The following is an 18,842-nucleotide window of genomic DNA, read 5'->3' as shown; positions in this document are numbered from 1 at the left end:
GGGCATTTGAGCCCTCTACAATTCAGTTGTCACCCGGACGAAAAGCGGTATTTTGACCGAAAATCCGCCCTGGGGGCTGGAGAATAAGGACTGGACTCGCGTGGTCAGAATTTCCGTTGATGTCATGGGTGGCGATTACGGCCCACAGGTCGTCATCCCTGGCATAGCCAAGGCGCTCGAACGTCACCCCGACATTCGCTTTTGCCTTTTCGGGGTGTCATCCCAATGCCTGCCGCTGCTCGATAGCTACCCCAAGCTGAAAGAGGCGAGTACGTTTACCGATTGCGAGATCGCGATCGGCATGGACGAGAAGCCCAGTCAGGCGCTCCGGCGCGGCCGGGGCAAGTCTTCGATGTGGATGGCGCTGGACGCCGTGGCCAAGGGCGACGCGGATGTGGCGGTATCGGCCGGAAACACCGGCGCGCTGATGGCCATGTCGAAATTCTGCCTGCGCATGATGGCCGACATCGAGCGGCCGGCGATCGCCGGAATCTGGCCGACCCTCAAAGGCGAGAGCATCGTGCTCGACATCGGTGCGACGATCGGCGCAGACGCCAACCAGTTGTTCGACTTCGCGCTGATGGGCGGCGCGATGGCGCGCGCCCTGTTCGAGGTCGAACGCCCGACGCTCGGCCTGCTGAACGTCGGCGTCGAGGAGATCAAGGGCCAGGAAGACGTCAAGGCAGCGGGCCAGCTCATCCGTGAAGCCAATTTTGACACGATCGACTATTATGGCTTCGTCGAAGGCGACGATATCGGCCGGGGTACCGTGGATGTGGTGGTGACCGAGGGCTTTGCGGGCAACATTGCCCTGAAGGCTGCGGAGGGAACCGCCCGCCAGATGGCGGAGTATCTGCGCGCGGCGATGTCGCGGACGTGGCTTGCCAAGCTCGGCTACATTCTCGCCAAGAGCGCATTCGACCGTTTGCGCGAGAAGATGGACCCCCGCAAGGTCAACGGCGGCGTCTTCCTCGGCCTCAACGGCATCGTCATCAAGAGCCACGGCGGCACGGACGCCGAGGGTTTTGCGGCGGCCGTGGATGTCGGCTATGACATGGCCCGCAACGGGCTGAAGGAAAAGATTGAAAACGATCTGAAGAGATATCATGCCAACCGACCCGTCCGTGGCGCGGCCAGCAGCATGAGCGACGGGATATAGGAATTAAGATGATCCGTTCAGTGGTTCGCGGTTTCGGGACGGCACTTCCGAAGCGGGTGCTCACCAATCGTGAGCTTGAGAGCATGGTTGATACGTCCGACGAATGGATCGTGCAGCGGACCGGCATTCGCCAGCGCTACATCGCCGGCGAGGGTGAGACCACGGCCTCGCTGGGCGAGGCGGCCGCGCGCGAGGCGCTCGAGCGCGCCGGCCTGACGCCCGCGGATATCGATCTCATCATCGTTGCCACCTCGACCCCAGACAACACCTTTCCCGCCACCGCCGTCAACATCCAGAACCGGCTCGGCATGCATCACGGTTTTGCTTTCGACGTGCAGGCGGTATGTTCCGGCTTTGTCTATGCCGTGACCACGGCCGACGCCTACATCCGCGGCGGCGTCGCGCGCCGGGTGCTGGTCATCGGTGCGGAGACGTTCTCGCGCATCCTGGATTGGACCGACCGCACGACCTGCGTGCTCTTCGGCGACGGTGCGGGGGCGATCGTGCTGGAAGCGCAGGAGGGGACCGGCGAGGTGTCCGACCGCGGCGTCCTGACGGCCCAGCTTCGTTCCGACGGCGCCCATCTTGAAAAGCTGTATGTCGATGGCGGTCCGTCCACCACCGGCACGGTGGGGCATTTGCGCATGGAAGGCCGCGAGGTCTTCAAGCATGCCGTCGGCATGATCACCGACGTCATCGTCGCGGCGTTCGATGCCACCGGTCTGACGATCGACGATCTCGACTGGATGGTGCCGCACCAGGCCAATCGCCGCATCATCGACGGTTCCGCCAGGAAGCTCGGCATTCCCCTGGAGAAGGTCGTGGTCACGGTGGACTTGCATGGCAACACTTCGGCCGCATCGATCCCGCTCGCACTCGCTTCGGCTGCACGCGACGGGCGCATCAAGGAGGGCGATGTCGTCCTGCTGGAGGCGATGGGCGGCGGCTTCACCTGGGGCGCTGTGCTTCTTCGCTGGTAATCGGCGCCCCCGCATACCCTACTTCAACGGCGCTTGACCGACAGGGGCAAGGGAAATACTCTGGCCCGATAACTGAGCGCTTTCAATAAGAAAACGGTGGGAGAAGATGAGCGGCAAAACCGTGACACGCGCAGATTTGGCCGAATCCGTCTTTCGGAAGGTCGGTCTCTCCAGGACTGAATCCGCAGAACTCGTAGAAACCGTCATCGATGAAATCTGCAATGCCATCGTCCGTGGCGAAAGCGTGAAGCTTTCCTCCTTCGCAACCTTCCAGGTCCGCGACAAGAACGAGCGCATCGGGCGCAACCCGAAGACGGGCGAGGAAGTACCGATCTCGCCCCGGCGCGTGATGACCTTCAAGGCGTCCAATGTCCTCAAGCAGAGGGTTTTGAAGGCGCACACCGCCCGCAAAACCAAGCAGAAGGTCCAGTCGTCTGCGTCCTGATTCGTACACAGGCTTGGGACGACGCCGATTCTGTGCTTGAAAAAAATGTGACAACCCGCTGAAATGCAAAGACTCGCCGGCTTCCCGGCTTTGAGTCGCAAATGTCTTTCGGTGAGGTTTATGATGGAGAAGAGCCCCGACGCGTTCCGGACCATCAGCGAAGTCGCAGACGATCTCGACCTGCCGCAGCATGTGCTTCGCTTCTGGGAGACCCGTTTTTCGCAGATCAAGCCGATGAAGCGGGGCGGTGGCCGCCGCTACTACCGGCCCGACGACGTCGAATTGCTCAAGGGCATCCGCCATCTGCTCTATGATCACGGCTATACGATCAAGGGCGTCCAGAAACTGCTGAAAAACAACGGCAACAAGTTCGTCGCAGCGATTGCGAGCGGCGACCTTGCGACCGTAGAGGCGCTGGCTGCGGCCAACCAGGAAGAGCCCAGCGCGCCGAAGACGGCGGACGACGACCAGATCGTCGGGCGCGCCAAGGCGCCGGCCAGTCGCCGGTTCTTTTCCTTCGTCGGCGGCGCCGGCGAAGATGCGCCGGAAATCTCGATCGGAAAGAGCAGCGTGTCCAAGGAGGACCGGGCGCTTTTGCAGGAAGCGCTCTACGACCTCCTGGAGTGCAAGCGCCTGCTGGATCAGGTGCGCTGACGCCGGCGGATTGAAACGCCGCCTGTGCGGCTCTGCAGCATGCCGCGCAAATCAGGAGCATGCCGCGCAAAAGTGTGCAGCGGCTTTGCATTGCGCACTCCGCTTCACGCGGGTGCAATCGGTCGGTCGGGTTTCACACGGCCGGTGGTCGCTGAGGCCGCCCGCAGACCGCGTGCCTCGCGTCGTGGCTTGTCGTGGGCTGTCGCGCGTCGCCCGGTAGAATGCCGTTCCCGGGACGTCCGCTTCGCTCGACGCTCTAGCCGTGTCCGCATCGATACGCGACGCCGCCGCCGGATGCAGGCACAGAGCCTCGCGCCATTGCCGCCTTCGTCATTGCTGAGCCCCGTCCCGCGTGCCGCCGAACGGTCGCGTCGGCCCGACGCGTTGCCACGTGCTTCCCGGCTTGTCGAATTCGCGCGTCCAGTTCCAACGGATGTCGCCAAGATCCGTGCTCCGTCCTGACCTATCCCTGAAGGAATGGTGTCTGTGAGAGGGTGCAAGCGAGGCGGCTTTTCGTCGAGAACACGGCGTGAGTTTTGCCGGCTTTTCGCGGAACAAATGCCCGTTCCAGCCGTTTGCCTGCCGCACCGTCCCACCGTCGCGTCGCTGACACGAATCATTGCTACACGACGGTTGCACGGCAGGGCATTTCAATGATCGGGAGGACATATCCCTTGCACAACTCCGCACCCCGCTGGACCGCTCCCGTCCGCGTTCATCTGCAATGTGGCCTGGAACGTGGATTCGTCTGCGTCCACGACGCGCTCGACTTCCTTCAATACGAGTGGCCGAGCCGGACTGGGGCTCTCTACGCCCGCGCTGCGAACCTCTGCCGCCTGGCGCTGGACGGCGGTCTGCCGGCCGACATCGCCCGCGAGGCCTTCATCTTCGCCTGCCTTGAGGCTGGAATGCCGGTAGCAGGCGAACGCCGCTCCCGCCGTCGTCGCGTCCGCGATACGCTTGCGGCCAGCCTTGTGGCGAGTCATGCCGCCGATACGCGGATGGCCCACGCTCTCGCCCATGGCGGCTGAGGTCGCCTCGCCTGCGCACGACCTGTTCGCAAGGTGGTCGGACGGATAAGCATCAAGCATAAAGAAACCAAACCGCAGCGCTTCTCGCGAAGCGCTACCGGTTGATCTCAATTCTCTGAAATATTTGAGAAAATGGTCGGAGCGGCGGGATTCGAACCCACGACCCCTTGACCCCCAGTCAAGTGCGCTACCGGGCTGCGCTACGCTCCGAACCGAGGAAAGCCCTATAATCTCGGGCATTTGGATGCAAGGGCAAAAATGCTTGCTCAAACGAAAAAAGAACAAACGGCGGGAAAATGCGGTTTGGAAGGGAGCAAAAGCCCGGCGAGAAGCGCCGCAAATGCTTCGCCAGTCGCTTCGCCGCTGCTTCACGCGGCCGTCTGCCCCAAAGGGTTCGGCAAATGCGCCGCGGAGGTTTGCGCGACAGGCCTCACCGGGCCAGCCTGCGATAGATCGCTTCGGTATCAGCGATCATGCGGGGCAGGCCGTAGTCGCCGCTGCGGCGCAACGCTTCGGCGCGAAAGCGTTCGAAGCGGGCAGGGCTCGCCGCCTTGATCATCGCTTTGGCAAACGGTCTCGGATCGTCGACGTTCTCCACCAGCACCCCGTTGCGGCTATCTTTCAGCACCGTCGATGCGCCGCCCACCTGGGTCAGAACGAGGGGGCGTGCGGCGGCCGCAGCCTCCAGCATCACGTAGGACATCGCCTCGTAGCGGCTCGGCATCGTCAGGATGTCGATCGCATCCATCACCTGCCGGCCGGTGTAGCGCGTCGTCAGCCGGATTCGGTCGCGCGCTGTGCTGGAATCGATCTTGTAGCCGACCATCTGCTCCAGCTCGCCGGTACCGACCATCAGGAGATAGGCGTCGGGAAGCGTCTGCGCGGCGATCGTGAAGGCCTCGATCAGTCGCTCGGGTGCCTTCTGTGCTGAAAGCCGTCCGACGAAGCCGAATACGAGCGCATGCGGCGGAATAGCAAGTTCTTCCCGGATGGCGTCCCGCAAACCATGGGCCGGCTCGTCCACACCGTTCACGATGATCGAGAGGCGCTTGCGCGGTATGCCGAGCGCGCGCGCATGGGCGTATTCGTCAGCCGAGACGCAGATCAGCTCGTCGGTGAAAAATCGCGCCAGAAAGCGCTCGATGAAACCGTAGACGAAAGCGCCGGTCGCGCCCAAATGCGGATCCATCGTGCGAAAGGCGTGCGGCGTGTAGATGCGCGGCACGTGCGGGCCGGGTAGCCGCAGCCGCGACAGCGCGCCCGCCTTCGAGCTGTGCGCGTGAATGGCGTCGAAGGGGCCGAGCTTGCGCATCACGCCGCGCAGACCGATGTAGGAGGCGATGTCGGATGGGCCTGGGGAGCGCGCCATGTCGAGCGCGTGCGCGCCGTCCAGCCCGATGGAAAGCAGCTCGCCGACGAAACGCTCCTCCGCGCGGCGTGGCGAATAGACGGCATGAACGACGTGACCGCGCTGCTTCAGGCCCCGGCAGAGGTCAAGGAAATGCCGGCCCGATCCGCCGCCGCTGGGCTCCAGCACCTGCAGCAGGCGCAGCGGCCGCGTCGCGTTGTCCCTGGCCGGCTTCATCGGGTCCGCACCGGGTTCGCAAGGCGGCTTTGATGGCGATGCTCGAGCGCGAAGCAGCCCCAGAGGATACCGACGATGAGATAGAAGTGACGCCAGTGATCAGTGTCGATGACGAAGCCGATGGCGGTGTGGCCGACGAAGGCGATGTAGGCGATCATCAGGAAGGGCTGCCAGGGGCGGTTGAGCAGGAGGTTGCGGAAACCGACCCATAGCGTCCAGACGACCAGCGTCAGGTAGCAGAGAAAGCCGAGCCAGCCGTAGCTCGTCAGCGACTTCAGCCAGATATTGTGTTCGTCCTCGGGAAAAATCGTGCTGAACACCATCGGGCCGATCCCGAGCGGCGTCTCCATCGACATCAGGAAGCCGAGCCGGTGGCGGGCGAAGCGGCCGAGGTGGCCACCGTCGTAGTCCTGGACGAGTTGCGTCCGGCTGGAAAAGAGGTCGGCCACCTGCGGGATCTGCAGGGCTATGACCAGTGCCACCACCATCAGGCCAACAGCCGCGATGCTGAGCGTGAGGATCTTCAGGCGGAAGACGCCGGTGCGTTCCTTCAGCAGCATCACGAACACCATCGCGACGGCGGAGAACAGAAACAGCGCCCAGGCCGCGCGGGAGAAGGAGAGAAACAGGCCGAGCGCGATGACCAGCAGTCCCGCGAGGTTCAGGGGGGCCTGCGCCAGCGGTTTCGCCAGAAGGCTGTGCATCAGATAAAGCGCAGGGGCGACGAGGAAGGGACCGAACACGTTCGGATCCTGGAAGGCGCCCTTGGCGCGGTCGTAGAGGGTGAAGACTTCGCTGCCGGGAAAGGCGTTGAAATAGCCAAGGATGCCCAGCGTGGCGGTGATCAGCGCACTTGCGACCCATGCCCGGAAGATCAGGACGAGACGCTGCGGCTTTTCCTCGATGATGGCGGCGAAGAACACCGAAGACAGCGCCAAAAACAGCGAGACGGCCACATACATCGGGCCGCCCGCCATGTCCTCCATCACGGTGAGCGAGAGCATGCCGCCGATGTTGAAGGTGACGTAGAGCGCGAGCAGCGGCGCGACGCTGCGCGAAATTCGAAGCCCCAGGATCGCCCATACCCCGATAAGGGCGGCCATGAAGAGTTCGTAGGGCGCCGGCTCGGAGATGACGAAGCCGGAGAGGAACACGCCGAACGTGACCAGCAACGACGCGATGAGGCCAACGGTCGCAAGCTGCGGCCGCGGGACGTGGCTCGCCGGGATCGAGGCGGTGCTCAATACGCGTTTTCCGTGTTCAAAAGGCGGATCGGCGTCAAGAACAGGATTTTCAGGTCGAACAGCAGCGACCAGTTCTCGATGTAGTAGAGGTCGAACTCCGTGCGGAAGCGGATCTTGTCGTCATGGTCGATCTCGCCGCGCCAGCCGTTGATCTGCGCCCAGCCGGTAACGCCGGGCTTGACGCGGTGCCGGGCGAAGTAACCCTCCACCACATCGACATACTTGCGGTCGTGCGATTGCGCCTGGATGGCGTGTGGGCGGGGCCCAACCAGCGAAAGTTCACCCTTGAGCACGTTGAAGATCTGCGGCAGCTCGTCGATCGAGGTCTTGCGGATGAAGCGCCCGACAGGGGTGACGCGCGGATCGCCCTTGGTCACGGCGGCCTTAGCCGTGGGGTCCGACATGTTGGTGTACATCGAGCGGAATTTGTAGACCTCGATGATCTCGTTGTTGAAGCCGTGCCGCTTCTGCTTGAAGATGATGGGCCCGGGTGAGGTCAGCTTCACCGCGAGTGCGGCGCCGATCATGACCGGCCACAGCAGCAGCAGTGCGATAACGCTGAAGACGATGTCGAAGGCGCGCTTGGCGACCTTGTCCCAGTCGGCGATCGGCCTGTCGAAGATGTCGAGCATGTGCACGTTGCCGACCTGCGAATAACTGCGCGGCCGGAAGCGCAGGCCGTTCGAATGCGCCGCAAGGCGGATGTCGACGGGCAGCACCCAGAGCTTTCTCAGCAGCGACAGGATGCGGGCCTCGGCGGAAAGCGGCAGGGAGATGATCAGCATGTCGATGCGCGCGAGCCGTGCGAACTCCACCAGCTCCGCGATCGTCCCGAGCTTGGGATAGCCTGCGACGACGGAAGGCGAGCGCCGCTCGTCGCGGTCGTCGAAGATGCCGCAGATGCGGATATCGTTTTCCGGCTGGCGCTCCAGCGCGCGGATCAGCTCCTTTGCCGGCTCGCCACCGCCGGCGATGACGGCCCGCCGTTCCATGGTGCCGTTGCGCGCCCAGCGGCGGATCGAGTAGGCGATCAGCAGCCGCTCGACCACCAGATAGGCAGCGCCAAGCACGAACCACAGGACGAACCACACGCGCGAAGCGACACCGGCGGTCTTGAAGAGAAAGAAGGCGAGCGCCATCGCCGAGAACGCGATCGCCCAGGCGCCGAGAAGGCGCGGGATCATCCGCCAGCCGGCGCGCAAGGCCGGGATCTGATAGGCATCTGCCAGGTGCAGCAGCAGCACGCCGATTGCAGATCCGCCCGCGACCACGCCGACATAGAACAGCATGACCTCGTCGGACGGAATGACGTAGAAGCTCGTGACGCCGTAGCCGATCGCAAAAAGGGCGGTGAATTCCAGAAGCCGCAGCAGGCCCGTGATCATGGCGGGTGAATAGCTTTCGGCGCGAAACTGAAGCGCGATCTGCTGGGCCAGGGGATTGAGCTCGACCGTCTTGCCGCCGTCCTGATCGTCGGTGGCAGCGCCGTGCGCAATCGTGCGCACTTCGGAGACCTTGCGCCGGATATTTTCCCGGTCGAAGGCGTCTGGCTTGTCGATGTGGTTCATGGCAGCGTCCGGCACCGTTAAGTTCTGACCGGATAGCAGAAAGCTCCTAAGAAAACGCTTACGCGAGGTGAGGCGAAACGGTACAACCCGCTTTCGAAGCGCCTTCAGCCAGGAGTTCGCGATAGAGATCCATCATTGTGGCGGCCATGACGGAGGCCGAGAAGGTGCCCTTGAAGCTGTCGGCATCCGGCATCGAGTGGGCCCGCCATTTCGCATCCGTCACAGCGAGCGCCATCGTTTCGGCAAGCGAATCCGGATCGGCCGGCTCGGCGAGTGCGATACTGTCCCGGCCGAGCACCTCCGGGATGCCGCCGACACGGCTTGCGATGACGGGCACATTGGCGGCAAGCGCCTCGAGCACGATGTAAGGCATCGCTTCCGCGCGCGAGGGCACGACGACGGAATGCGCCATGGCGAAGGCGTCGCGCGCCTTCATCGCCGGCATCATTGCGATCCGCCGTCCGAGCCCGAGCCGCAGCATCGTCTGCTCATACTTCTCTTCGTCCGGTCCGTCGCCGACCATCAGCGCCGAGAGCGGTCGCCCGACGCGGCGCTCGGTGCGGGCGAAGGCGTCGATAAAGACGTCCGGCCCCTTAAGGTCGCGAAGCATGCCGATATAGAGGAAATCGGCGGCGTCCTCTTTGGGATAGACGGTATCGAAGTCCCGGTCGCTGATGCCGTTATAGATCCGTTCGAAGCGGCAGCGGGGTTTGCCGACCTTGGCGATGTAGCTGTCGCGCTCGAAGTCGCAGACGAAGACCAGCGCGTCGGTCGTCCTTTCCAGCAGGCGTTCGGCTCGCAGCACGACCTTCCCCGCAAGCGTCGAGCGGGTGAAATGGAGGCTGCCGCCATGCGGCGAATAAAGGCGGGCTACGCGATACCTGTTCACCCGCAACACTGAGCCGATAATCCGGGCGATTGCGCCACCCTTGGCGCCATGCCCGTGAAGAACATCCGGCTGCAAACTTCTTATTTCGCGATAGCTGCCCCAAAGGGCCTGCAGATCGCTGAGGCTGACCGAGCGGCGGATTGGCAGTCGGAAGATACCGAGTCCGAGGAACGGACGGATTTCGTCGAACAGCGTGTCCTCATAGGCTCCTCCCGTGCTGCTGTCGCAGACGATGCCCACTTCGTGGCCCTGTCGCGCATGATATTCGGCCAGATCGCGCACATGCCGGAAGATTCCGCCGATCGGGGACCTGAAGCAGTGAATGATGCGCAGCGGGCGGTGGTTGTTCGACATTGGGTCAGAACAGCCGCTCGCGAACGTAGATCGTGTCTCCCGCAAGGACCGGATCGGAAATCGATACCCGACCGGTGATGATGCGTCCGTTGATCTTGCGCGTCACGTCGACATTCGTCTGGTTGGCGCGCGGCGAGAAACCGCCGGCGACGGCGATCGCGTTCTGTATGGTCATGCCCGCGACGTAGCTGTACTGCCCCGCCTGGCCCACTTCGCCCATGATGTAGATCGAGCGGTAGTTTGCGACCTCGATGGAGACGTCGGGATCGCGCAGATAGCCCTGGCGCAGCTTCCCGGCGATGATGCTTTCCATCTCCTGGATCGTCTTGCCGCGGGCAGGGACCGCGCCGACGAGGGGGAACGCGATATAGCCGGCCTGATCGACCAGATAGGTGTTGCTGAGGTTCGGCTGCTCGAACACGGTTACGCGCAGCCGGTCGCCGCTGTCCAGCCGGTAGGGCTGGATCGTCGCTTCCTGAAACGCCTTCGGCGCTGGATGATAGCCGCTGCAGCCCGCCATGACGACCGTCGCAAGGGTCCCCATCGCGATCGCGACGCCTCTGGTTATCTGTGCGAATGCCATTCGCTTGAGCCTGCCGGATCTGTTCGTCTGTGCGCCTGTTATCATCCTGTTAGGGTTAATGGCTGGTAAATGCCGGGTGAACGCGACGTCTTTATTCCTGCGGTCGGGAAGGGAAGGCGCAAGGTTGTGAGAGAGCGTCGCATTAACGCTTGGGTTACCATGTTTGTTTACCGTGCGCGGAAACACGCGTTCACGGAGTTAGGCATATGTCGGGCGGATACGGAGCACAGGACGACGTCGATATCGACCTCGGCGCGCTGGTCCGCGCGATCTGGAGAAGGCGCCGGCAGGTGCTGCTGGCTACCGTGGCATCGGCTGGCCTTGCCTTTGTCGGCGCCAGCATGATCGCGCCGAGCTACAAGAGCGAGACACGGCTTCTGATCGAACCGCGCGAGCCCGCCTACACCACGGGCGGAGATCGAAGTGCTGCGCGCGAGCCGGCGATCGACGAACTCGACGTCGTCAGTCAGGTACAGCTGCTTCGATCGGTGGACCTGATCAAGCAGGTCGCCCGCAACATGAAGCTCTACGAATTGCCGGAGTTCGATCCGGCGGCCAACCCGTCGGCCCTGTCGGATATCCTCGTTGCCTTCGGGCTGAAGAAGAATCCGCTCGAACTGCCGCCGGAAGAGCGCGTGCTGAAGGAGTTTCTGGAAAAGCTCGCCGTATATCCGGTCGAAAGGTCACGTGTCGTCGCAATCGAGTTCACGTCGAAGGATCCACAGCTTGCCGCAGCCATCCCCAACGAGATGGCCAAGGTCTACCTGTCGCTGCAAAGCGGGGCGAAACTCGACACCAACTCCGAGGCAAGCCGCTGGTTGGAGCCGGAGATCGCCAACCTCCGCGAGAAGGTGCGAGAGGCCGAGCAGAAGGTGGCGCAATACCGCTCCCAGTCCGACCTGTTGCCGACGGGGGAGAACGCCACCTTTGCCGTGAAGCAGCTGAACGACATTTCCACCGAGCTGGCGCGCGTGCGCACCGAAAAGGCGACCGCCGAGGCGAGGGCGGAAAGCGTGCGCGCCGTCCTGAAGAAGGGCGGAGCGCCGGACACGCTCAGCGATGTCGTCGGCTCGCAGATGATCCAGCGGCTGAAGGAGAGCGAGGCGCAGATCCAGGGGCAGATTTCCGATCTTTCGACCAGTCTTCTCGATCAGCACCCGCGCCTGAAGGGCCTGCGCTCGCAACTGGCAGGGATCCGTGGCCAGATCCAGGCCGAGACGGGAAAGATATTGGCGAGCCTCGAAAACGAGGCCAACGTGGCGCGGCTGCGCGAACAGCAACTCGTCCAGCAACTGAATACCGTGAAGGCTGATTCCGCCCGCGCCGGCGAAGAGGAAGTGGGCTTGAAGGCACTGGAGCGGGAGGCGACGGCCCAGCGCCAGCTGCTGGAGACCTACCTGGCGCGCTATCGCGAGGCGACCTCGCGCACCGACGCCAGCTCGACGCCGGCCGACGCGCGTGTCATTTCCGCCGCCGTCCCGCCGAACGAGCGGCAATTCCCGAAGGTCGTCCCGATCACGATCGTGGGTGGCCTTGCGGGTTTCCTGCTGTCGTCGGTCTTCATCCTGCTTTCCGAACTGTTCAGCGGGCGCGGCCTGCGTCCCGTCTCGCCGCCCCATCGCGGGCCCGACGACGACGCTACAGTCGAGGACAAGCCCGCTTTCAGGCCGGCACCGGTTCCCGAACCGCTTCCCGCCCGACGCGCCGCGGCCGCGCCTGCCGTTGCCGCACAGGTGGAGCAAGCCCCGCAAGGATCCATTCTGGTCGACTATGAGGACGACGAGCGCGCAGAAACCGAGACGCCGGACGTCGTGCCGGTGCCGGAAGCTGATGAAGAAGAAGATTTCACCGTCGGGGCCGTAGCGCGCCACGTCGTGGAAAACGCCGTGCGCGTCGCAGTCTCCGTCTCGCCGTCCGGCGATGCGGGATCGGCCGCGACCGTGGCGCTGGCACGCGCGATTGCCGATCGCGGGCGCAAGACCATCCTGCTGGATCTGACGGGCTCGGCCTATCCCACCCGGCAGATGGCCGGCACAAGCCATCTCGCCGGCATCACCGACCTTCTCGTCGGAGATGCGGCCCTGGGAGACATCATCCATGGCGACGAGCGTTCGCAGGCGCACGTGGTCGCGCGCGGCAACGCCGACATCAAGCGCGCCATGCGCGGCATCGACCGCCTTTCGATGATCGTCGACGCGCTCTCCGATGCCTATGACACGGTGCTGGTGGAATGCGGGCCAGCGGACGTTGCCGGTGTCCACCGCCTGACGCCCTCCGGAGACGCGGAAATCATCCTGTCGATCCCAGGCGCTGACGAAGATCGCGTGGTCGAACTGATCGGCGCCTTCGGAGAGGCCGGCTACAGCGAAATCGTGCTCCTGACCGGTGGCGCGGTGACGGCCGACCCGGGGCGGCGCGCCGCATAGCCGCAACCGTTCAAAGGTCCGGGCTCAGTCCCGATCGGTCTCGGCGACGGTCTCTACGAACTCGGTCTTGCCGGAGCGCAGGCGCTGGACGAAGCCATAAAGCTTTGGGTTCTGCTTGATTGTCCGCTTCGCATTCGCCTTTGCCCGGTGAACCGCAGCCACTGCGGAACCGGCGACGGTCGTCGGCCAGAGCAGGTCGTGCTGCTGCGTCTCGATGTTGCACCAGGAGCGCTTGTAGGCCTGGTCGCCGATGCCGAAGTCGAAGAGCGCGGCACCTTCGCCGCAGAGTTTTTCGATCATGAGGTGAAACAGGAACTCGCCGGGGCTGGCCTCGGGCGCGAAGGCTTCGTCGATTGAGCCGAACTGGCAAAGCACATGATCGCCCTTGCGCGACAGGCCGGCAATCGCGATGATCCGTCCCGCCTCGTCACCGCTTCGAATCCGCAGCGTATGCAGCCGCAGCGGATAGTTGTCGTCCCTATCGGAAACGCGGGCAAGCGCACGGAAGAAGGCCTGCGTCTCTTCCTCGCGAAAGACGTTCGGCAGCCCCAGCGCCTCGAACCGCACGGCCTTTTGCTGGAAGAACAGGGTCAGCGTGTGGCAGGCCTCGTCCCCGCTTTTTGCGATGACGTGTTCATGGCCGCCGAGCGCCTCCAGGCGGCGCTCGCATTGGCGAAACTTCTTCCGGCGGCGCTTGGCGTTGAGCTGGGCCAGTGTCTGCGCGAAATCCCGGTGCAGCGACAGCTGGAACGACGCGTTCTGGTTGAGGACCGCCGGCAGCAGCGAGAGGGGATGTTCCTGCCCCCGCCAGTGCAGCGGAATGTTTTCCAGCATGAAGAGGTCGAAGTAGCGCGCGAACTGGCCGCGCGCTTGATCGAGCGCTCGCCTGAGGACCGGTGCAGGGGCCAGCGTCCGAAAAGCCTCGCTGTAAAGACCGGTATTGATGTTGCTGAAGCGTGACGCGAGGAACCGCGCGATGCGGATCGGGCCGTGGCGCACGATCTCCAGCGGCAGGATCATTTCCGTTCGCCCCGCATGGACGCCCTCGACGATCAAAAGCCGGCTGCGATGGGTGGCCGCCCAGGCCCGGCACCAATCGTAGCTCTGGTGGAGGGAGAGGTTGTCGTCCTTCTCCAGCGCCCGCCAGCTTGCCTCCAGCGGCTCCATGCGGTTGTGCAGCTGGATGGCGAAGGAGATGGTGCTCGGACGCCGCGCGCCGCCGGGAACGTAGCGCGCGAGCCGGCCGAGGACATCGCCATCCGTGGGCATGATCTGGAAATCGAGCTGCATTGCCTCCGCGTCCGATACCGTCGTGTCCAGGTCAGGGTTGCGCCGGGATTGGTGCACCTTACGCCGGCATGAGGGGAGACTGGTTTAATTCCTGTTCCCGATGGCAGATTGAAGGACTGAAATCCGCAATCAAGGTTAGCGACGCGCTAACGTGGCGAGATGCGCGCAGCGCCTATTCGAGCCAGCCGGTTGCAAGGCCGAGCGCGTAGCCGCTCATCCCGCGTTCCGCTGCAAGGCGCGACATCGTCCTGTGGTCGTACGCGACGAGGCGGAAATCGACGCTCCAGCCTGCCGGACGTTCTTCCAGGATCGCATAGCGGGCGTGCGGCGAGCCGTTCTCCACCGTGTGCGGACGTGGCTGGTCGTCGTCATAGGCGGGGCAGCCCACGCTTCCGGGATTGACCACCAGCCTGCCGTCGGCCAGCGTGACGCAGCGGGGGATGTGGGTATGGCCGCAGAGAATGACGGGATATCCCACACCGTCGGCAAAACGCTCGATGCGCTCGCGCGGCGAAATCCGCATCGCTCCGCCTGGCGCGACATCGTCCAGCCAGTAGGTCGTATCGCTTGCCGGTGTACCGTGACAGATGAACACGCTGCCGGCTGCGACACGCGTGGCGGGGAGCGATCGCAGCCACTCGAAATGCCGCGGCGCCAGCTGCGCGTGCGCGATCCGGTCCCATTCGCCCAACTCCGCGATGTCTTTCTCCAGCAGCCAGCGGTCGTGGTTGCCGCTGATGGACGGGAAGTCGCGTTCGATCAGAAGTTCTGCGGTGCGTGCGGCGTTCAGGGCGCCGCTGAGGTGGTCGCCGAGATTGACCACCATGTCCACGCTGCGGGTGCCGATGTCTGCCAGCACCGCCTCCAGCGCCAGATCGTTACCGTGGATATCGGCTATGGCTGCGATCCGCATCGCATTACTCCTTCGGCTTCGCCGGCTTCTCCATCCACTTGATGATCACCATCGCCGGCAGGATCCACAGCAGTCCGCTGAAGAAGAAATACAGCATGTGCACCCACCACGGCGAGGTGCCGAGCGTCAGCGAGGCGACCGTGGTGGCCACGAGCGCGTAGACGATGACGAGGATGATGATCAGGACGGTGCCGATCAGTTTGCGCAGGCGAGGGGGCATCTGAAATCTCGTTCGTTTTATCCGATTCAGGGCGGGCTTCTGCCGCGACCCGATGCCGCAAAGGCTCCGGGCTTGTTTTGCATGGCATCGTGATGCAAATCAACGCCGACGAGACAGGAGCCATCATGACCAGCACCGCCGCCGTGACCGAACGCCAGCTCTTGAGCGACCTCGATCGCATCGACCGCAATCGCCGGGCCGTCCGCGGCTGGCTTTTCGTCGTGCTGCTCACGCTATTCGCGCTGGTGCTTGTCGGCGGCGCGACGCGGCTGACCGATTCCGGCCTGTCGATCACGCAGTGGAAGCCCATCCATGGCGTAATCCCGCCGCTGAACGATGCCGAATGGCAGGAGGAGTTCGACCTCTACAAGCGCATTCCGCAATACGAACAGCTGAATTCGGACATGACGGTGGAAAGCTTCAAGTCGATCTTCTGGTGGGAGTGGGCGCACCGGCTGCTGGCGCGCTCGATCGGCATCGTCTTTGCCGTGCCGCTTCTCTATTTCTGGGCGACCGGGCGGATCGAGCGACGGCTTCGCTGGCCGCTCGTCGGCGTGCTGGCGCTCGGCGGCTTCCAGGGTTTCATCGGCTGGTGGATGGTGTCGTCTGGCCTGACGGAACTGGTCTCGGTCAGCCAGTACCGGCTCGCCACCCACCTCGTCATCGCCTGTCTGATCTTTGCCGCCTGCACGTGGATCATGCGCGGGCTCTCTCCCCACAGCGACGATCCGGCACCGACGGAGAATTCGAAGAGGTGGGCGGTGGCGATCGCCTGCATGGCGCTTTTCCAGATCTATCTGGGCGCACTGGTGGCCGGTCTCGACGCAGGCCTTGCCTACAACACCTGGCCGCTGATGGACGGCGCCATCGTACCGGGCGATCTCTTCATCCAGGAGCCCTGGTGGATCAACCTGTTCGAGAACGCAAAGACGGTGCAGTTCGTCCATCGCTGCGGCGCCTATGTGCTGTGGGCAATGGTGCTCGTGCACATGATCGCCTCGCTGCGCGCCGGCCCGGAGACCACCCATGCACGCCGCACAGTGCTGCTCTTTATTCTGGTCTGTCTGCAGGCGCTGATCGGCATCCTGACGCTGATCTGGCAGGTGCCGCTCGACTGGGCGCTGGCGCACCAGGGCGGCGCGCTCGTCGTCCTCGGCTTCGCCGTCGCCCACTGGCGCGGCTTCGTCGGCGAATACCCGAAGCCGGTAGCGATCGAAATCCGGGAATAGAGGCGGGACGGCGACTGGCCTTGCCGAAAATAAAAAAAGGGCATGATCTGGACGCAGATCATGCCCTTTGTGGTTTGTCCGCGTCCTTGCGGGACGTAGCCTTGCAAGGGCCGGCCGTCTTGTCGCCGTGTCTTAACCGCGCAGCATCAGGTCCATGTTCTGCACGGCGGCCCCCGAGGCACCCTTGCCGAGATTGTCGAGCAGCGCGACGAGGTTGACGTGCGGCGCACCGGCTGTGCCGAAGACGAAGAGCTTCATCCGGTCGGTGTCGGCCAGTTCCACCGCATTGACGCGGGGCAGGGCGGCGCTCTCCTTGAGGTTGACGACCTCGACGATGTCCTGGCCGGCATAGTGGTCGGCAAGGGCTGCGTGGATCGAGCCGAGCGAGGCGTTGTCGTTGAGATCGGCCAGATAGAGCGGCACCTGTACGATCATGCCCTGCGCGAACTTGCCGACGGACGGCGAGAACAGCGGCGCACGCGCGAGCAGCCCGTGCACCTGCATTTCCGGCACGTGCTTGTGCTTCAGCGGCAGGCCGTAGAGGAAGTGCGGTGCATCGATGTGTTCGGGATGGCCGGCATCCTCCATTTGCGCGATCAGCTGCTTGCCGCCGCCGGTATAGCCGGAGACGGCGTTGACGGTGACCGGATAGTCCTCCGGCAGGAGGCCGGCGGCGCGCAGCGGGCGGATCAGACCGATCGCGCCCGTCGGGTAGCAGCCGGGATTGGCGACGTGGCGGGCGCCTGCGATCTTCCGTGCCTGCTCCGTATCCATCTCGGCGAAGCCGTAGGCCCAGGCGGGATCGACCCGGTGTGCCGTGGAGGTGTCGATGATGCGCACGGAATTGTTGCTGGCGACCATTGCGACCGCCTCCTTCGCCGCATCGTCGGGCAGGCAGAGGATCGCGATATCGGCCGCGTTCAGCAAGTCCTCGCGCATCCTGTTGTTGCGGCGCTCGGCTTCCGGGATCGACAAAAGCTCGACATCTGCGCGGCCGGCCATGCGCGTGCGGATCTGCAGCCCCGTCGTGCCGTGTTCGCCATCGATGAAGATCTTCGGTTTCATGGGACTGCCTTTCGTTCTGCCGGTTCGGGGCACCGCAGTCCGCGCGCTGCGTCGCGCAACGCCGGACGGCCTTGGGCCCGCTATACCGCCTCGGCATGACGCTTTCAATGCAAAGCGTTGGCTTGGTTGGAACCGGGAACTGGGCCCGGCGAGATCGCGCCCGCGTCGCCTCCGAGATCGCCCCTCATCCGCCCTTCTGGGTCCTTCTCCCGCAGGCGGGGAGAAGGACCGTTGCCGAGGTGGCGTGCTACCGGCGCTCCGCCAGCCAGCCGGCGTGCAGGCCGAGCATGTACATGGCGATGGTCGAGCCGGCGATCGCGGTGATGTCGGCGTGGTCGTAGGCTGGCGCCACCTCTACGACGTCGGCGCCCTTGATGTGCAGCGCGCCGAGGTGGCGCAGCACCGAAAGGATCTTGGCGCTCGACGGGCCGCCGGAGACCGGCGTGCCGGTACCGGGCGCATAAGCGGGATCGAGGCAATCGATGTCGAAGGTCAGGTAGCAGGGCTTGTCGCCGACATGGCGGACGATGGCATCGGCGATCTCGGAAGCCGACATCTCCTCGACCTCGTAGCCGTAGACGATACGGATGCCGCAATCCTCAGGCGCATGCGTGCGGATGCCGATCTGGATCGAGGTTTCCGGGTCGATCACGCCATCCCTGACGGCGCGCGCGACGAACGAACCGTGGTCGATCCGGCCCTTTTCGTCCGGCCAGGTGTCCTGGTGCGCGTCGAACTGTACCAGCGACAGCGGGCCGTGCAGGGCGGCGTGCGCCTTCAGCACCGGCCAGGTGACGAAGTGGTCGCCGCCGAGCGTGAGGAGGAAGGCGCCGGATTTCAGGATCTTCGCCGCTTCCCGCTCGATCGTCGCCGGTGTCTTCTGGTGGTTGCCGTAGTCGAGCAGGCAGTCGCCGTAGTCGATGACGGCCATGTTCTCGAACAGGTCCTGCTGGAAGGGGTATTGCGGGTCATTGTCCATGATTGCTGACGCCCGGCGGATCGCCTGCGGTCCGAAACGCGCGCCCGGCCTGTTCGAGGTGGCGGCGTCGAAGGGAATGCCCCAGACGACGGCATCGACGTCCTTGAGGTTCTTGGTATAGCGCCGGCGCATGAAGGAGAGAATGCCGGCATGGGTCGGGTCGGATGCCGCGCTCTTCAGGGATTTCGCCGTGACCGCATGGTCGATCGTCTTGTTTGCCATCAGCCG

The 18,842-nt window shown here is 64.1% G+C and carries 17 protein-coding genes and 1 tRNA gene; 7 read left to right on the top strand and 11 right to left on the bottom strand.

Annotated features, from left to right (window positions below):
- The first annotated feature begins 100 nt into the window (after positions 1-100).
- The 5 genes from plsX (at position 101) to CRO48_RS10600 (ending at position 4,269) form a co-directional block, all read left to right on the top strand.
- Complete coding sequence (plsX, locus tag CRO48_RS10620; protein WP_097139397.1) at positions 101-1,159, top strand: phosphate acyltransferase PlsX; 1,059 nt, start codon at positions 101-103, stop codon at positions 1,157-1,159.
- 8 nt (positions 1,160-1,167) lie between these two features.
- Complete coding sequence (locus CRO48_RS10615; protein WP_097138976.1) at positions 1,168-2,139, top strand: beta-ketoacyl-ACP synthase III; 972 nt, start codon at positions 1,168-1,170, stop codon at positions 2,137-2,139.
- A 106-nt stretch (positions 2,140-2,245) separates the two neighbouring features.
- Positions 2,246-2,584: an integration host factor subunit alpha gene (locus CRO48_RS10610; RefSeq protein ID WP_097138974.1), complete on the top strand. Its 339-nt coding sequence runs from the start codon at positions 2,246-2,248 to the stop codon at positions 2,582-2,584.
- A gap of 123 nt (positions 2,585-2,707) precedes the next feature.
- Positions 2,708-3,238 carry a MerR family transcriptional regulator gene (locus CRO48_RS10605; protein WP_097138972.1) on the top strand — a complete coding sequence of 177 codons (531 nt, stop codon included), beginning with the start codon at positions 2,708-2,710 and terminating at the stop codon, positions 3,236-3,238.
- A gap of 674 nt (positions 3,239-3,912) precedes the next feature.
- Complete coding sequence (locus tag CRO48_RS10600) at positions 3,913-4,269, top strand: DUF982 domain-containing protein (protein WP_407071910.1); 357 nt, start codon at positions 3,913-3,915, stop codon at positions 4,267-4,269.
- Between the two features lie 133 nt (positions 4,270-4,402).
- On the opposite strand, the gene CRO48_RS10595 is transcribed toward CRO48_RS10600, so the two are convergent.
- The 6 genes from CRO48_RS10595 to CRO48_RS10570 all read right to left on the bottom strand — a co-directional run bounded on the left by CRO48_RS10595 (position 4,403) and on the right by CRO48_RS10570 (position 10,453).
- Positions 4,403-4,479, bottom strand: a tRNA-Pro gene (locus CRO48_RS10595).
- A 220-nt stretch (positions 4,480-4,699) separates the two neighbouring features.
- Positions 4,700-5,854 (bottom strand): glycosyltransferase, encoded by a 1,155-nt coding sequence (locus CRO48_RS10590; protein WP_097138967.1) that lies wholly within the window; start codon positions 5,852-5,854, stop codon positions 4,700-4,702.
- A complete protein-coding gene (locus tag CRO48_RS10585; RefSeq protein WP_097138966.1) occupies positions 5,851-7,098 on the bottom strand; it encodes an O-antigen ligase family protein in 1,248 nt (415 codons plus the stop codon). The genes CRO48_RS10590 and CRO48_RS10585 overlap by 4 nt, the downstream gene beginning before the upstream one ends.
- Positions 7,095-8,666: an undecaprenyl-phosphate glucose phosphotransferase gene (locus tag CRO48_RS10580; RefSeq protein ID WP_097138963.1), complete on the bottom strand. Its 1,572-nt coding sequence runs from the start codon at positions 8,664-8,666 to the stop codon at positions 7,095-7,097. Before CRO48_RS10580 ends, CRO48_RS10585 begins: the two co-directional genes overlap by 4 nt.
- Before the next feature lie 58 nt (positions 8,667-8,724).
- Positions 8,725-9,909, bottom strand: a complete 1,185-nt coding sequence (locus CRO48_RS10575) for a glycosyltransferase family 4 protein (protein WP_097138961.1) — start codon at positions 9,907-9,909, stop codon at positions 8,725-8,727.
- A 4-nt stretch (positions 9,910-9,913) separates the two neighbouring features.
- On the bottom strand, positions 9,914-10,453 hold the full coding sequence (locus CRO48_RS10570) for a polysaccharide biosynthesis/export family protein (RefSeq protein ID WP_407071917.1): 540 nt from the start codon (positions 10,451-10,453) through the stop codon (positions 9,914-9,916).
- A 245-nt stretch (positions 10,454-10,698) separates the two neighbouring features.
- Here CRO48_RS10570 and CRO48_RS10565 point away from each other — a divergent pair, with 245 nt between their 5' ends.
- Positions 10,699-12,918: a GumC family protein gene (locus tag CRO48_RS10565; RefSeq protein ID WP_097138957.1), complete on the top strand. Its 2,220-nt coding sequence runs from the start codon at positions 10,699-10,701 to the stop codon at positions 12,916-12,918.
- 24 nt (positions 12,919-12,942) lie between these two features.
- Here the strand turns inward: CRO48_RS10565 and CRO48_RS10560 are convergent, their stop codons facing one another.
- The 3 genes from CRO48_RS10560 to CRO48_RS10550 form a co-directional block, all read right to left on the bottom strand.
- Positions 12,943-14,208, bottom strand: coding sequence for a GNAT family N-acetyltransferase (locus CRO48_RS10560; protein WP_097138956.1), 1,266 nt, complete (start codon positions 14,206-14,208; stop codon positions 12,943-12,945).
- Between the two features lie 172 nt (positions 14,209-14,380).
- Positions 14,381-15,121: a metallophosphoesterase family protein gene (locus CRO48_RS10555; protein ID WP_097138954.1), complete on the bottom strand. Its 741-nt coding sequence runs from the start codon at positions 15,119-15,121 to the stop codon at positions 14,381-14,383.
- Positions 15,122-15,125: 4 nt separating this feature from the next.
- Entirely contained in the window at positions 15,126-15,341 is a 216-nt protein-coding gene (locus tag CRO48_RS10550; protein WP_097138952.1) for a DUF2842 domain-containing protein, read from the bottom strand.
- A 125-nt stretch (positions 15,342-15,466) separates the two neighbouring features.
- Here CRO48_RS10550 and CRO48_RS10545 point away from each other — a divergent pair, with 125 nt between their 5' ends.
- Entirely contained in the window at positions 15,467-16,570 is a 1,104-nt protein-coding gene (locus tag CRO48_RS10545) for a COX15/CtaA family protein (RefSeq protein WP_097139395.1), read from the top strand.
- Between the two features lie 132 nt (positions 16,571-16,702).
- On the opposite strand, the gene argC is transcribed toward CRO48_RS10545, so the two are convergent.
- Together argC and speB are read right to left on the bottom strand one after the other, a co-directional pair.
- A complete protein-coding gene (argC, locus tag CRO48_RS10540) occupies positions 16,703-17,635 on the bottom strand; it encodes an N-acetyl-gamma-glutamyl-phosphate reductase (RefSeq protein WP_097138950.1) in 933 nt (310 codons plus the stop codon).
- A 247-nt stretch (positions 17,636-17,882) separates the two neighbouring features.
- On the bottom strand, positions 17,883-18,836 hold the full coding sequence (gene speB, locus CRO48_RS10535) for an agmatinase (protein ID WP_097138948.1): 954 nt from the start codon (positions 18,834-18,836) through the stop codon (positions 17,883-17,885).
- Positions 18,837-18,842 lie beyond the last annotated feature (6 nt).

Origin of the sequence: Rhizobium subbaraonis, from assembly GCF_900220975.1 — a bacterium.
In the GTDB taxonomy this organism is placed as follows: domain Bacteria; phylum Pseudomonadota; class Alphaproteobacteria; order Rhizobiales; family Rhizobiaceae; genus Mycoplana; species Mycoplana subbaraonis.
The sequence above is the reverse complement of the archived record's forward strand: the minus strand, read 5'-3'. Positions and strand labels throughout refer to the sequence as shown.